Origin of the sequence: Pseudomonas fluorescens (genome assembly GCF_900636825.1) — a bacterium.
In the GTDB taxonomy this organism is placed as follows: Bacteria; Pseudomonadota; Gammaproteobacteria; order Pseudomonadales; family Pseudomonadaceae; genus Aquipseudomonas; species Aquipseudomonas fluorescens_BG.
Genome location: NZ_LR134318.1, coordinates 4,573,546 through 4,587,696, shown reverse-complemented (window position 1 = coordinate 4,587,696; position 14,151 = coordinate 4,573,546). Strand labels below are relative to the sequence as shown.

General features: G+C 60.4%; 10 protein-coding genes and 1 pseudogene. 4 read left to right on the top strand and 7 right to left on the bottom strand.

The window, feature by feature from the left end; translation table 11 throughout:
• Positions 1–358: 358 nt before the first annotated feature.
• The 7 genes and pseudogenes from EL257_RS28515 to gap all read right to left on the bottom strand — a co-directional run.
• Positions 359–1,318, bottom strand: a pseudogene (locus EL257_RS28515) (chemotaxis protein); the annotation flags it as partial.
• 663 nt (positions 1,319–1,981) lie between these two features.
• On the bottom strand, positions 1,982–2,371 hold the full coding sequence (locus tag EL257_RS20825; protein ID WP_126365787.1) for a YbaN family protein: 390 nt from the start codon (positions 2,369–2,371) through the stop codon (positions 1,982–1,984).
• 153 nt (positions 2,372–2,524) lie between these two features.
• On the bottom strand, positions 2,525–3,121 hold the full coding sequence (locus EL257_RS20820) for a biliverdin-producing heme oxygenase (protein ID WP_126365785.1): 597 nt from the start codon (positions 3,119–3,121) through the stop codon (positions 2,525–2,527).
• A gap of 112 nt (positions 3,122–3,233) precedes the next feature.
• On the bottom strand, positions 3,234–5,792 hold the full coding sequence (locus EL257_RS20815; protein WP_126365783.1) for a TonB-dependent receptor: 2,559 nt from the start codon (positions 5,790–5,792) through the stop codon (positions 3,234–3,236).
• Positions 5,793–5,914: 122 nt separating this feature from the next.
• Entirely contained in the window at positions 5,915–6,880 is a 966-nt protein-coding gene (locus tag EL257_RS20810) for a FecR family protein (RefSeq protein WP_126365781.1), read from the bottom strand.
• A 132-nt stretch (positions 6,881–7,012) separates the two neighbouring features.
• On the bottom strand, positions 7,013–7,540 hold the full coding sequence (locus EL257_RS20805) for an RNA polymerase sigma factor (RefSeq protein WP_126365779.1): 528 nt from the start codon (positions 7,538–7,540) through the stop codon (positions 7,013–7,015).
• 211 nt (positions 7,541–7,751) lie between these two features.
• Positions 7,752–8,753 carry a type I glyceraldehyde-3-phosphate dehydrogenase gene (gap, locus tag EL257_RS20800; RefSeq protein WP_126365777.1) on the bottom strand — a complete coding sequence of 334 codons (1,002 nt, stop codon included), beginning with the start codon at positions 8,751–8,753 and terminating at the stop codon, positions 7,752–7,754.
• A 220-nt stretch (positions 8,754–8,973) separates the two neighbouring features.
• On the opposite strand from gap, the gene edd reads away from it, so the two are divergent.
• From edd to EL257_RS20780, 4 genes are all read left to right on the top strand, one after another.
• Positions 8,974–10,800 (top strand): phosphogluconate dehydratase, encoded by a 1,827-nt coding sequence (gene edd, locus EL257_RS20795; protein WP_126365775.1) that lies wholly within the window; start codon positions 8,974–8,976, stop codon positions 10,798–10,800.
• On the top strand, positions 10,797–11,747 hold the full coding sequence (locus tag EL257_RS20790; protein ID WP_126365773.1) for a glucokinase: 951 nt from the start codon (positions 10,797–10,799) through the stop codon (positions 11,745–11,747). The genes edd and EL257_RS20790 overlap by 4 nt, the downstream gene beginning before the upstream one ends.
• A gap of 166 nt (positions 11,748–11,913) precedes the next feature.
• On the top strand, positions 11,914–12,645 hold the full coding sequence (locus tag EL257_RS20785) for a response regulator (RefSeq protein ID WP_126365771.1): 732 nt from the start codon (positions 11,914–11,916) through the stop codon (positions 12,643–12,645).
• Entirely contained in the window at positions 12,635–14,104 is a 1,470-nt protein-coding gene (locus EL257_RS20780) for an ATP-binding protein (RefSeq protein WP_126365769.1), read from the top strand. The genes EL257_RS20785 and EL257_RS20780 overlap by 11 nt, the downstream gene beginning before the upstream one ends.
• Positions 14,105–14,151: the final 47 nt, after the last annotated feature.

Genomic DNA, 14,151 nt, shown 5'->3' with positions numbered 1-14,151 from the left:
CGGTCACCGCTTTGCTGACTTCATCGGCCAGCTGATTGATGTCGCGGGTGCTGCGCTCGATGATCAACATGCCGTCCCGCGCCGATTGATCGGCACCCTTGGCGGCGTTGGCCGCGTTCGAGGCGCTGTTGGCGACGTCGTGGGCGGTAGCGCTCATTTCGTTGGACGCGGTCGCAACCTGATCGATTTCACGGAACTGCACCTGCATGCCTTCGCTGGTCTGCCGGGCAATTTCCGACGACTTATCAGCCGTGCCACGGGCTTCGGTGATGCTCTGTTTGATCTGCGCGATAGTCGGTTGCAGCTTGTCGAGGAAGCGGTTGAACCAGTTCACCAGTTCGCCCAATTCGTCTTTCTTGCTGTAGTTCAGGCGCTGGGTCAGATCGCCTTCGCCGCTGGCGATGTTCTTCAGCATGTCGGCAACGCTATTGATCGGGCGGGTGACGCCGGAGGCGGTGAGCCAGATCAGCAGCAGGCCGACGAGGCCGGCGGCAACGGCTACCAGCAATGCCGTGAGGACGCCGGTTTCCTGTGCATCATCGAGCACTGCTTGCAGCTTGACCGAGTCGGCCAGCAGCACTTGCTTGGGCAGATCAATGACCACGCCCCAGGCGCGTGAGTTGCCGATCGGATCAACCGGGTACACGGCGCGGATCAGTTCGCCCTGTTCGAGGATTTTTGCTGTGCCGCTGGCGACCAGTTGCAAAACATCTTTGCCATCGGCGCCGAGGGTGTCGCTGATTTTTTTGCCGACGCGGGTCGCGTCCGCGCTGTCGGCAGCAAGCACGCCGCTGCCGGAGACGATCAGCATGTGCCCGGCGTTGTTGAACAGGCTGCGTTGCGAGTCAACGGCGGCGGCTTGCAAGGCATCGAGGGCGATGTCCACGCCGACCACGCCGATGGCTTTGCCGTCGACCAGCAGCGGTACGGAAATGGTCGTCATGAGCATTTCCTTGCCACCGACGGTGTCGGCGTACGGGTCGAGCAGGCAGGTGCGCTTGTTGTCGCGAGGGCAGGTGTACCAACTGTTGTACGGCGTGCCGCTGACACTGAGGGTGGTTTTGGTCAGATCGTCTTCGACCATGATCGTGTTCAGCGACGCGCCGGCGGCACGACTCCAGTACGAAGCGAAACGCCCGGCTTCGTTGGACTGACGCGCGGCATCGTTGGCGAACTCGTTGTCCTTGCCGTCAAGGCCATTGGGTTCGAAGGCGAGCCAGATGCCGAGCACTTTATCGTTACGCTCGAACGCGGTTTTGAGGTTCTGGTTCAACTCTTCACGTATGGCCCCGGCTTCCAGCGAACGCTTGGCGGCCATCGCCCGCAGATCCTCGATCTGATCCGCGAGCGCGGTGATTACCAACAGGCTTTCGCCAAAGGTTTTCTGCACCCGCACCGCTTGTTCGGCGGCTTTGGCTTGCAGCAGGTTCTGCACACTGGCGGTGAGCAATTGGTTACTGGAAGTGCTGACCAGTTCGTCGTTCCGATTGGTCTGGTAGATGTTCATGCCAACAATCAGCGCGACTACACCCAGCAAGCACAGGCCGGAGAGCAGGACGATTTTCAGGCGAATGGAAAGAGAGTCGAACATGGGGCGATCTCGCGAATGAATAAACGGGTGGCTTGGGCGTAGGCCCCGGTCTGCCAAATCCATTCAGCGCCATTCAATGCTCATCGGCGAGGAACGAGTGCGCATGAGGCGGCTGCCGACGGACGGTCAGCGCTAAACGTTTGCGCAGGGGAAAGTGCTGGAAAAGCTAATAAATTCAGGGATGTTCAACGGGTTGAAATGGGTGTTTGCAGGAAAGAGGTCAGCTTTTGTGGTGAGGGGATTTATCCCCGATGGCCTGCGAAGCAGGCCCCATGCTCTGATGACGCTGCTGCCCGACCGATCACGCAAAGCCGCTTTGTGGCTGCTTCGCAGCCACGTCGGGGATAAATCCCCTCACCACAGGAGCTTTTACACAAGGGGTAAACGCGGTCAGAAAGGAATCGATTCCGGCCGCGACCAGATCCACAGGTTGCCCAGGCTCATGCCCGCTGTCGCCAGATAGACCGGCCAGCCGTGATCGAGCATCGCCAGCATCAACGTTGCACACAGCAGCATGCTCAGCGTGGCGCTGACCTTGGCCTTGCGCGCGATGATCTTGCCGTTGCGCCAGTTGCTCAGGATCGGCCCGAACAGGCGATGATTTTCCAGCCAGGCACTCAGGCGCGGCGAACTGCGCGTGGCAGCCCAGGCGGCGAGGAGGATGAACTCGGTGGTCGGCAGGCCGGGCACGACGATGGCGATCAGGCCAACGCCAAGGCTGACATAGGCCAGCAGGCCAAACAGCAGACGGGCGAGTTTTGAGGAGGCGAATGCGGGCATGGGCTCAGCGGTGGCTTCTGAAGCGGAACGGAGATCTTACAGATTTACCCGGCCCCCGGTAGGAGCTGCCGCAGGCTGCGATCTTTTGACTTTTTGAAAACAGGATCAAAAGATCGCAGCCTGCGGCAGCTCCTACCGGGGGGATCGCGGATATCAGGCTGGTTCGGCTTCTGTTGCGTACGCCTGTTCCAGCAACACCGTGAAGCGGTTGAAGGCATCCAGCGCGCCTTGTTCCACTTCGGCTTCTTCTTCCGCGGTGAACGGCAAGGCGTCGAGGGTGCGCACAAAGCTCTTCCAGCCTTCGGCGCGGCCACCTTCGGGTTCGCCCAAGTGACGGGCGCCGAACGTTTCGCTCAAGTCCAGCGCCACCGCCCGTTTGATCAGGAACGCCGCGCCGAGCTTCGAGCCTTCGGAGACGAAGATCCAGCCCAGCGCGCGTGCCTTGCTCGGGTTTTTCACCGCGCCTGCGACGGGCGCCGGCACTGCGGTGTGCAGATCGGCAAGATCAGCCTTGGCCGCTTCGGCGCGGCAACGTGCCGGCAGATCCGGGACGATGGCGCTCAGTTCGGCATCGTTGTACAGCTCGACCAATTCCGACTGGAACAGATACTGCGCGACCACAAAGCGGGCGAAACTGGCGCGGGTTTCGAATGGCGCGTGCGCTTTCACCAGCGCATCCAGTGTGCTGTGCGGCGCATGGGTAATCTGGTTCAAGCGTTGCGAACGCAGGGCTTTTTCCGAAGCTGTCATGAGTGTGTCCTGAATGAATGAGGCGCTTGATAACAAGACGTACGGGTAAGCGCCGGAGCGTAAAAAAACCTCACGGCGCGGTGATCGAACACACGCCGTGAGGTTGGCCGAATCAGATGTCCCAGACCAGATTGATCGCGAAGTTGCGCCCCGGTTGGGTCAGGCGATCGAGGTTGGCCGGCTGCGTGACCGAGGCTTCGCCGACGCTGTCGTAACCGCGCACGTCATCCCACTGCCAGTATTTCTTGTCGGTCAGGTTGTACAGGCCGGCATTGACGGTGACGTCGTCGGTGACTTTGTAGAAGCCTGCCAGGTCGAGCACGCCATAACCGGGAGTCTTGAATTGAGTGCTGGTGCCGTCCGGCGTCTTGAACTGAGCGCTGTCGACCCGATCCTTGCGCTTGACCAGCGTCCAGCTCAGCAGCGCACCGTAGTTGTCCTGGTCGTAACCGAGACCGAACACGCCAGTCAGCGGGTTGACGCTGTTCAACGGCTCGCCGCTGTCATCATTGCGACCGTACAGATACGCCATCGAACCTTGGGTGTAGAGGCCGCTCGGGGCGCCGAAGGTGTCGAGGTTCAGGCGACCCTTGAGCTCCACGCCTTTGATGGTCGCGTGTTTAATATTGTTGCTTTGGAAAGTGGTCTCCGAGTAACCGGGGGTGATGGCGTTCTCGTCGATGAAATCGCGATATTTGTTGTAGAACACCGCGACATCGAACGTGCCTGCATCGAATTGGCCGCGCACACCGGTTTCATAGCTTTTGCTTTTCTCCGGTTCGAGGTCAGGATTCGGCGCGACTTGATAGCCACCGGCGAGGTTTTCGAAACGACCGTACAACGCTTTGGCGCTCGGGGTGCGGAAGCCCTCGGCGTATTGGCCGTACCAGGTGTAATTGTCGTTGAAGCTATAGGTGGTGCCGAATTTCGGCGACAGACGATGCCAGGTTTTTTTCTCCTCGCTGACCACGCCATTGCCGCTCTGGTCGGCCGTCGCGAGGAACTCGTCGGTGATGTGCGGCTTGAGTTCGGTGTAGTCGTAGCGGGCGCCCGGCAGGAACGTCCAGTTGCCCCAACTGATCTGGTCCTGGGCGAACAGGCTGTAGCTGTTGATGGTCGGGTCCGGGAAGTCGCTGGCCGGGGTCAGAGTGTCGGTGGCGCTGGCTGCACCGATCACGCGGCAGGCGCCAGCGACCGTCAGGCAGGTGCCGCTGCCAGTGCGCAGACCGGTGACCTTGTCCTGCTTGATGGTCGTGCCGTAAGTCACGGTGTGATCGGTGTCGGCGATGGCGAACGACTTGTCAGCCTGCGCATCGAATACCCACTGGCGATCCTTGTAATCGGTTTGTCGGTTGCGCAGTACAGTGCGCGACGGCGCGTAGACTTCCTCGGTGCTTTGGTCGGTCTTGGCAATCTGGTAATTGAGCGACCACTTGATGTTGTCCGCCAACGCGGTGTCGAGCGCGAAGCGGTGTTCTAGGCCGAAGCGTTCGCGGGTAACAGTGTCATTGCCGGTGCGGGATTTGTAGTAGCCGAAGCCGCGACCCGCGTTGAACGGCCCACCGACGGCGCTCAGTTGGTTGGTGTCGCGATCGTCTTTGTATTTTTCGTACGTCAGGCCGAAGCGTGCGTCGTCGGCATAGTTCCAGCCGAGTTTGGCCAGCACGTTGGTGGTGCGCACGTCTTGCGGATTGGCTTCGGTGCGGCCCAGGCCGGTGCCACCGGTTTCGCCGTAGGATTCGGTTTCATGGCCATTGCGCTGGCTCAGATGCAGCAAGCCGTCGAACTCGCCGGTACGGCCCGCGACGGTGCCGGAGGTCAGCCAGCTGTCGTCGGCCGAGCTGTAGCCGGTCTTCAAACGAGCGCCGACATCCTGGCCGGGCTTGATGATGTCGTCCGGATCGAGGGTGTAATAGCTGACGGCGCCGCCGATCGCGTTGCTGCCGTAGAGCACCGAGGCCGGGCCCCGCAGAATCTCCACGCGTTTGACGATTTCCGGATCGACGTAATTACGGTTGGTCTGCGCGTACGGGCCGTTGAAGAAGCTGTCGGGAACCTGCACGCCGTCGACTTGCGTGAGTACGCGGTCGCCGTCGATGCCACGGATGTTGTAACCCTTCAGGCCGGCACGCTGGCCGGCACCGCTCACCGAAACCCCCGGCTCGTAACGCACCAGATCCTTGATCGAGTTGACGTTGTTGCGGTCGAGATCCTCGCGGGTCTGCACGGACACGGTGGCCGGCACGCTGTTGACCGACTGTTCTTGGCGGGTGGCGCTGATGGTCACCTGATCCAGATTGAGCGCGCCGCTGCTGCTGCGCTTTTCCAGCACGACGTTGTTGTTGCCGATCTTGCGGAAGCTCAGATTGGTCCCCACCAACAGGCGATCCAGGGCTTTTTCCGGCGCCAGTGAACCGCGCACGCCCGGCGACGAAACGTTTTGCCCCAGCTCTGCGGGCAAGCCGACCTGCCAGCCGGTGACGGCGGTGAATGCATTGAGGGCCGAGACCAGGGATTGCTGGCCGATGGCAAACGAGTAATCACCGATGCTGCGCGTTGGCTGTTCGGTGGCCGCCATCAGTGGCGCGGTGCCGGCCATGAGGATGGCCGCGGTCAGCAGTGACAGCACGCGGGAAGGGTTGGCAGTCTGGCGGGTAAGGCGAGAGGACATCGATAGCGCTCCGTGTCGCACGAATCTTTATAGGTGCTGATTGGCTTCGCTTGTTGCGAATCAATTGCATTGGCTATAACGAGACGTACTGACGTGGGCTATCGAGTAAAAATAATTCTCATTTAGTTCAAGATCACCAGCGCGGGGAATTCCTGCAGGCGCGCCGAGGTGATGTGAGCGAGGGAGCGGACCACGTCGAGCGGCTGGTCGAGACGGTAATTTCCGGTCACGGCGACGTCTGCCAGGCGCTCGTTGTTGTTGATGATCCAGCCCGGATAATAGCGGCGCAATTCAGCCAGAACCTGATTCAACGGGCAATTCTCGAACACCAGTCGGCCATCCACCCAGGCCAGATCGGTATTGCTGTCGAGTTTGGCTGGGCGGTCAAAACCGTTGGGGCCGATGCGGATACTTTCCCCAGCGGTCAGGCGCACACGGGCATCGTTGTGCGTGGCGCGCAGATCGACATCGCCGCGTTGCACGTTGACCTGGGCGACGCCGTCGAGATAGCGCACGGCGAACGCGGTGTCGCGCACGCTGGCGGTGACCGGGCCGGCATCGATTTCCAGCGGCTGAGCGCGGCCGCTGGCAATCTCGAAAAACGCCTCGCCTTGAAACAGCCGCGCGACCCGTTGTTGATCGTTGATGGTGCTGGAAAAGGCCGAATTGGTATTGAGCAACACCTTCGAGCCGTCCTCCAGTTGCAGACGCTGGCGCTCGCCGACCACGGTGAGGTGATCGGCTTGAATGCGCATCGGCAGATTACTGAAACTGAACAGTCCGAGGATCAGCACCGCCGCGCTGGCCAACGGTTTCCAGTGCGGGCGCAGACGCTTGAGGAAGGTGACTTTCGCGGGTTTAGCCGCCAGTGCTTCAGCGCACAGTGCCACCTGCGGGCCGTCCCAGATTGCTTGGGCTTTGGTAAACGCCTCGGCATTCAACGGATCAGCCGCCAGCCAGGCATGGAACTGCCGGGTCTGTTCCTCATCCGGGCTGCCAAGCACGATGAGCCAGTCCAGCGCCTGGTCCATTGCAGCTGCAGCGTCCCGCGCCGAATCGGGCGAAGGCGAGCGGTGGGTGTCCGTCACGGTGGTTCCTCGAGGCTTCTGGCGAAGCAGGGCTTCTGGCGAAGCAGTTTCTAGCTTCAAGCTGCAAGCTGCAAGCTGCAAGCTGCAAGCCGGATGCGTTACTGCTTTTTGTTTTTACTTGCAGCTTGCAGCTCAAAGCTTGCCGCTGCCGTCATGCCTTTCTGCAACGCCGATGCAAATCGACATGATCAGTTTCAATTCTTTCTGCACAGTGCTCAGCGACACGTTCAGTTCGTCAGCGATCTCCTGATAACTGTGTCCATGCAGGCGGCTGAGAATGAAAATCTGCTGCTGACGCGGGCTGAGTTGGCTGAGGCTCACGTTCAATCGCTCCAGCATCTGTTCGGCATGGGCAGCATCTTCGGCGCTGCTGGCCGGGGCGGCGATGCTGTGCACGACATCCTGCGGCACGTCGTCGACCATGGTCCGCGCGCGAATCTTGCGTGCGCGCAAATGGTCCAGCGCCAGGTTGCGTGCGGTCTGGAAGACAAAAGGTTCGAGGTGATCGATGGCCCGCTCGCTCAACGCCCGCGTCACGCGCAGGTAGGTCTCCTGCAACAGGTCTTCAGCGGTGCTGTGATTGTTGACCATCCGTTCCAGCGTACGCAGCAGCGAGGTGCGCTGAGTGAGGAAGACGTGGTTGAAGCGCGATTGACTCACGGGAGAACCTGATCCATTTTGAGCGAATGATAATGCTTATCATCTAGCTGAATGGTCAAGCGTTGATTTGTCAGGAGTCGGTAAAACCGGCCCCTGTAGGAGCTGCCGAAGGCTGCGATCTTTTGATTTTGACCTTTCCACAAACAAGATCAAAAGATCGCAGCCTGCGGCAGCTCCTACAGGGATTTGCGTCAAATTGTATGGCGCCGGGTTATTCGGCGTTACACAGCGCCAGGCAGTTATCCAGCATGCGGTTGGAGAAGCCCCATTCGTTGTCATACCAGGCCAGCACCTTCAGCAGTTTGCCGCTGGATTTGGTGTGGTTGGCGTCGAAGATCGACGACAGCGGGTTGTGGTTGAAGTCGCTGGAAACCAGCGGCAACGTGTTGTAACCCAAAATCTTCGAATGCTGGCTGGCGGACTTCATCAGCGCGTTAACCTCATCGGCCGACGCTTCGCGTTTCAGTTGCACGGTCAGGTCAACCAGCGACACGTTGATCACCGGAACGCGCACCGCCATACCGGTCAGTTTGCCCGCCAGTTCGGGCAGCACCAAGCCAACTGCTTCGGCAGCGCCGGTCTTGCTCGGGATCATGTTTTGCGTGGCCGAACGGGCGCGGTACGGGTCGGTGTGATAAACGTCGGTGAGGTTCTGATCGTTGGTGTAGGCGTGAATCGTGGTCATCAAACCGCTTTCGATGCCCAGCTCACGGTGCAGCACCTGCGCAACCGGCGCGAGGCAGTTGGTGGTGCACGAGGCGTTGGAGATGATCTGGTGCGATTGGCGCAGAATGTCGTGGTTCACGCCATAAACGACAGTGGCGTCGGCGCCTTTGGCCGGTGCCGAGATGATCACTTTGCGTGCGCCGGCAGTAATATGCGCAGCCGCTTTTGCGCGGTCGGTGAACAGACCGGTGCATTCGAACACTACGTCGATTTTTTCCGCGGCCCATGGCAGGTCGGCCGGGTTGCGGATGGCGCTGACCGCGATGCGGTCGCCATTGACCGTCAGGCTCTCGTTATCGTGCGCCACTTCGGCGTCGAAGGTGCCGTGAACGGTGTCATATTTGAGCAAGTGCGCGTTGATCGAGCTGTCGCCCAGATCATTGATGGCGACGATCTGCAAATCCTGTCGATAGCCTTGGGTATACAGTGCGCGCAGGACATTACGGCCGATGCGGCCAAAACCATTGATTGCGATTCGAAGAGTCATGGAACAGCGCCGCCGTCGTTTTGTTGTTGGAATTACAAGATTATTCGCATAAAAATAGAAAACAAGCCTTTTTAGTGGCAATATTTTGTTTTATCTACAACGAGTGACCTGAATCAACTGGTCCGAATGGTCAAATAAACCGTCTGTCATTCCACCGACAGCGGCGTTTGATCAGCATAGACAATCAGGTCGCCACATCCGTTAGCCTGGAGTTCTACACATGCATCCCCGCGTTCTTGAGGTCACCGAACGGCTTATCGCCCGCAGCCGCGCCACGCGTCAGGCTTACCTTGCATTGATTCGCGGCGCCGCCACCGATGGCCCGATGCGCGGCAAGCTGCAATGCGCCAACTTCGCCCATGGCGTGGCCGGTTGCGGCACTGAAGACAAACACAGTCTGCGGATGATGAACTCGGCGAACATCGCCATTGTGTCTTCGTATAACGACATGCTTTCGGCGCACCAGCCGTACGAAGTGTTTCCGGAGCAGATCAAGCATGCCCTGCGCGAAATCGGCTCGGTCGGCCAATTCGCCGGTGGCACTCCGGCAATGTGCGATGGCGTAACCCAGGGCGAGCCGGGCATGGAACTGAGCCTGCCGAGCCGCGAAGTGATTGCGATGTCCACCGCCGTGGCGCTTTCGCACAACATGTTCGACGGCGCACTGATGCTTGGCATCTGCGACAAAATCGTTCCGGGCCTGATGATGGGCTCGCTGCGCTTCGGTCATCTGCCAACGATCTTTGTACCGGGCGGGCCGATGGTTTCGGGGATTTCCAACAAGGAAAAAGCCGACGTCCGCCAGAAATACGCCGAAGGCAAGGCGACCCGCGAAGAGCTGTTGGAATCGGAGATGAAGTCCTACCACAGCCCGGGCACTTGCACTTTTTACGGCACTGCCAACACCAATCAATTGCTGATGGAAGTCATGGGCCTGCATTTGCCGGGCGCGTCCTTCGTCAATCCGAACACGCCATTGCGTGAGGCGCTGACTCGCGAAGCCGCGCATCAGGTAACGCGCTTGACCAAACAGAATGGCAACTTCATGCCGATCGGCGAAATCGTCGACGAGAAGGCCTTGGTCAACTCGATCGTTGCGCTGCACGCCACCGGCGGCTCGACCAACCACACTCTGCACATGCCGGCCATCGCCATGGCCGCGGGCATTCAACTGACCTGGCAAGACATGGCCGACCTCTCCGAAGTCGTGCCGACCCTGAGCCACGTTTATCCGAACGGCAAAGCCGACATCAACCATTTCCAGGCCGCTGGCGGCATGTCGTTCCTGATCCGCGAGCTGCTCGGCGCCGGTCTGCTGCACGAAGATGTCAACACGGTGCTCGGCCATGGCCTGAGCCAGTACACCAAAGAGCCGTTCCTTGATAACGGTGAACTCGTCTGGCGCGAAGGCCCGACCGATAGCCTCGACGAAAACATCCTGCGCCCGGTTTCGCGCGCGTTCTCGCAAGAAGGCGGCCTGCGCGTGATGGAGGGCAACCTCGGTCGCGGAGTGATGAAAGTTTCGGCGGTCGCGCTGGAAAACCAGATTGTCGAAGCACCGGCGATGGTGTTCCAGGATCAGCAGGATCTCGCCGATGCGTTCAAGGCCGGCCTGTTGGAGAAGGATTTCGTCGCGGTGATGCGCTTCCAGGGCCCGCGTTCCAATGGCATGCCGGAGCTGCACAAGATGACGCCGTTCCTCGGCGTGCTGCAGGATCGCGGCTTCAAAGTAGCGCTGGTGACTGACGGCCGGATGTCCGGCGCTTCGGGGAAAATCCCCGCGGCGATTCACGTCAGTCCCGAAGCTTATGTCGGCGGCGCTTTGGCTCGCGTGCAAGAGGGCGATATCATCCGCGTCGATGGCGTCAAAGGCACTTTGCAACTCAAGGTCGACGCCGCCGAATTTGCAGCGCGCGAACCTGCCAAGGGCCTGTTGGGCAACAACATTGGCAGCGGTCGCGAACTGTTTGGCTTTATGCGCATGGCCTTCAGCTCGGCGGAGCAGGGCGCCAGCGCCTTCACTTCTGCCCTGGAGACGCTTAATTGAAACTGGCTTTGGTCGGTGACATCGGAGGCACCAACGCGCGGTTCGCGTTGTGGCAAAACCAGCAACTGCAATCGGTTCAGGTGCTGGCCACAGCGGACTTCGCCAGCCCGGAAGAGGCGATCAGCCTGTACCTGAGCGGGCTAGGTCTGGCGCCGGGTTCGATCGGCTCGGTGTGCCTGTCGGTGGCAGGTCCCGTCAGCGGCGATGAATTCAAGTTCACCAATAACCACTGGCGACTGAGCCGCAGCGCATTCTGCAAAACCTTGCAGGTCGAGCGACTGTTGCTGACCAACGATTTCTCGGCAATGGCGTTGGGCATGACCCGTTTGCAGCCGGGCGAATTCCGCGTGGTCTGCGAAGGCACGCCCGAGCCGTTGCGCCCGGCGGTGGTGATCGGCCCGGGCACTGGCCTGGGTGTCGGCACGTTGCTTGATCTGGGCGAGGGGCGGTTTGCCGCGTTGCCGGGCGAGGGTGGTCACGTCGATTTGCCGCTGAGCAGTCCGCGTGAAACGCAATTGTGGCAGCACATCTACAACGAGATCGGCCACGTCAGCGCCGAAACCGCGTTGAGCGGCGGCGGTCTGCCGCGACTGTATCGGGCGATCTGCGCGGTGGATGGCCATGAGCCGACGCTCGAAACGCCAGAAGCGATCACCGCAGCCGGCCTGGCCGGTGACCCGATTGCTCTGGAAGTGCTTGAACAGTTCTGCTGCTGGCTCGGCCGCGTGGCCGGTAACAATGTGCTGACCACCGGCGCGCGGGGCGGGGTATTCATCGTCGGCGGGGTGATTCCACGCTTCGCCGATTTCTTCCTCGAAAGCGGTTTCGCCCGCTGCTTCGCTGACAAGGGCTGCATGAGCGACTACTTCAAAGGCATCCCGGTGTGGCTGGTGACAGCCCCGTATTCCGGGCTTGTCGGCGCCGGTGTAGCCCTCGAACAGGCTTGATACCGAGTCGCTCTCATCGCTGGCAAGCCAGCTCCCACAGGTTTTGTGAACGACGCAAATTCTTGTGGGAGCTGGCTTGCCAGCGATGACGCCAGAACAGACAACAAAATTCCAAGGTTCATCAGGCATAATCCGCCCCAATTCCAACAACAAGGATGCCTTCGAAGTGAGCTCAGTCAACAAGTCGATATTGTTGGTCGATGACGACCAGGAAATACGCGAGTTGCTGGAAACCTATCTGACCCGCGCCGGGTTTCAGGTGCGGGCCACCGCCGATGGTGCCAGTTTTCGTCAGGCGCTCAACGAAGCGCCGAGCGATCTGGTGATCCTCGATGTCATGCTGCCCGACGAGGATGGTTTCAGCCTGTGCCGCTGGGTGCGTCAGCATCCGCGTCAGGCGCAGGTGCCGATCATCATGCTGACCGCCAGTTCCGACGAAGCCGACCGGGTGATCGGCCTGGAACTCGGTGCCGACGATTATCTCGGCAAACCGTTCAGCCCACGCGAATTGCAGGCGCGGATCAAAGCCTTGCTGCGTCGTGCGCAGTTCGGCCAAGAGCGTAGCGGCAGTGAAGTGCTGGCCTTCGATGAATGGCGCCTGGACACGGTCAGCCATCGGCTGTTTCACACGGATGGCGAAGAAGTGATTCTATCCGGCGCCGATTTCGCCCTGCTGAAACTGTTCCTCGATCACCCGCAGGAAATCCTCGACCGCGACACCATCGGCAATGCCACCCGGGGCCGCGATCTGATGCCGCTCGATCGCATCGTCGATATGGCCGTCAGCCGTTTGCGCCAACGCCTGCGCGACACCGAAAAGCCGCCACGGCTGATTCGCACCGTGCGCGGTAGCGGCTACCAATTGGCAGCCAATGTGGTTGCCGGCAATGCTCATTGAGTCGCTGCGCAAACTCGCTGCAAGCATACCGGTGCCACGCTCGCTGCTCGGGCGGATGTTGCTGCTGACCCTGTTGGCAGTGCTGTTTGCGCAAACACTGTCGAGCGTGATCTGGGTTTCGCAATTACGTGCCACGCAGCTCGAAGGGCTGGTCACCAGCGCCCGCAGCCTGGCCCATTCGATGACGGCCAGCGTCAGTTATTTCCGCTCGCTGCCGGTCGCTTACCGGCCGCTGGTGCTCGACCAGTTGCGCAGCATGGGCGGCACTCGGTTCGTGGTCACGCTCAACGACAAACCGCTGGGCATGGATGTGCTGCCGGTCACCCCGCGTAAAGCGGCTGTGATGAAAGCGGTCGATGAAGTGCTGCGCCAATCGTTGGGACATGACACCGATATCTCGGTGAGTTTCGTCAGCCCTGAAGATCTGCGGATCTTTAACGCCGGGCTGAAGCTCGATGAGCTGCCACGTTCCTGGGCGCATTACGCGCTGACGCTGGAGCCAGTGAATCCGCCCGTGTTGGTCACGCAAATCCAGATGGCCCCCGGCGAATGGCTGTACATCGCGTCGTTGCTGCCGGAGCCGTACACCAGTCTTGAAGAACAGGGCCTGCCGTCTCAGCAGGTGTGGTTCATTGTGCTCACCAGCGGTTTTCTGCTGCTGTTCATCGGTTTGCTGGTGCACTGGCAGAGCCGGCCGCTCAAGCGCCTGGCGCGAGCGGCGCGGGATTTGTCGCTGGGGGCCGATGTCCCGCCGGTGGCTGAAGGTGGCGGCAGTGAAGTGGTCGAAGTGGGCCGCGCATTCAACACCATGCGCGAACGCATCAGCCGCTATCTGACCGAACGCAGCCAGTTGTTCAGCGCGATTTCCCACGACCTGCGCACGCCGATCACCCGTTTGCGTCTGCGCGTCGAATTGCTTGAAGACGAAAAACTGCAAGCCAAATTCGGTCGCGATCTGGATGAGCTGGAGCTGCTGGTCAAAGGCGCGCTGCAGTGCGTGAAAGACACCGACATCCACGAGAACATCGAGCCGGTTGATCTCAACCATGTGCTTGATTGTCTGGTCGAACCGTACCTGGCGCCCAATGGCAATGGCCGCGTAACGCAACAGGGCCGGGCGCTGTCGGCGTATCCGGGCAAGCCGCTGGCACTCAAGCGCTGCATCGGCAATCTGATCGACAACGCGTTGAAGTACGGGCAGAACGCGCATCTGCACATTGACGACGATGACAGCGCGTTTGTCTTGCACGTTGATGATGAAGGCCCGGGTGTGCCGGAGCAGCGCCTGGAGCAGGTGTTCGAGCCGCACTTCCGGTTGGCGGGGCAGCAGCAAGGATATGGGCTGGGATTGGGGATTGCGCGCAACATTGCCCATAGCCATGGCGGGGAAGTGACGTTGCAGAATCTGCGTGAGGGTGGGTTGCGGGTGACTCTGCAATTGCCGCGTTCAGCGGACTGAAGATCAAAAGATCGCAGCCTTCGGCAGCTCCTACAGGGAAACGCATT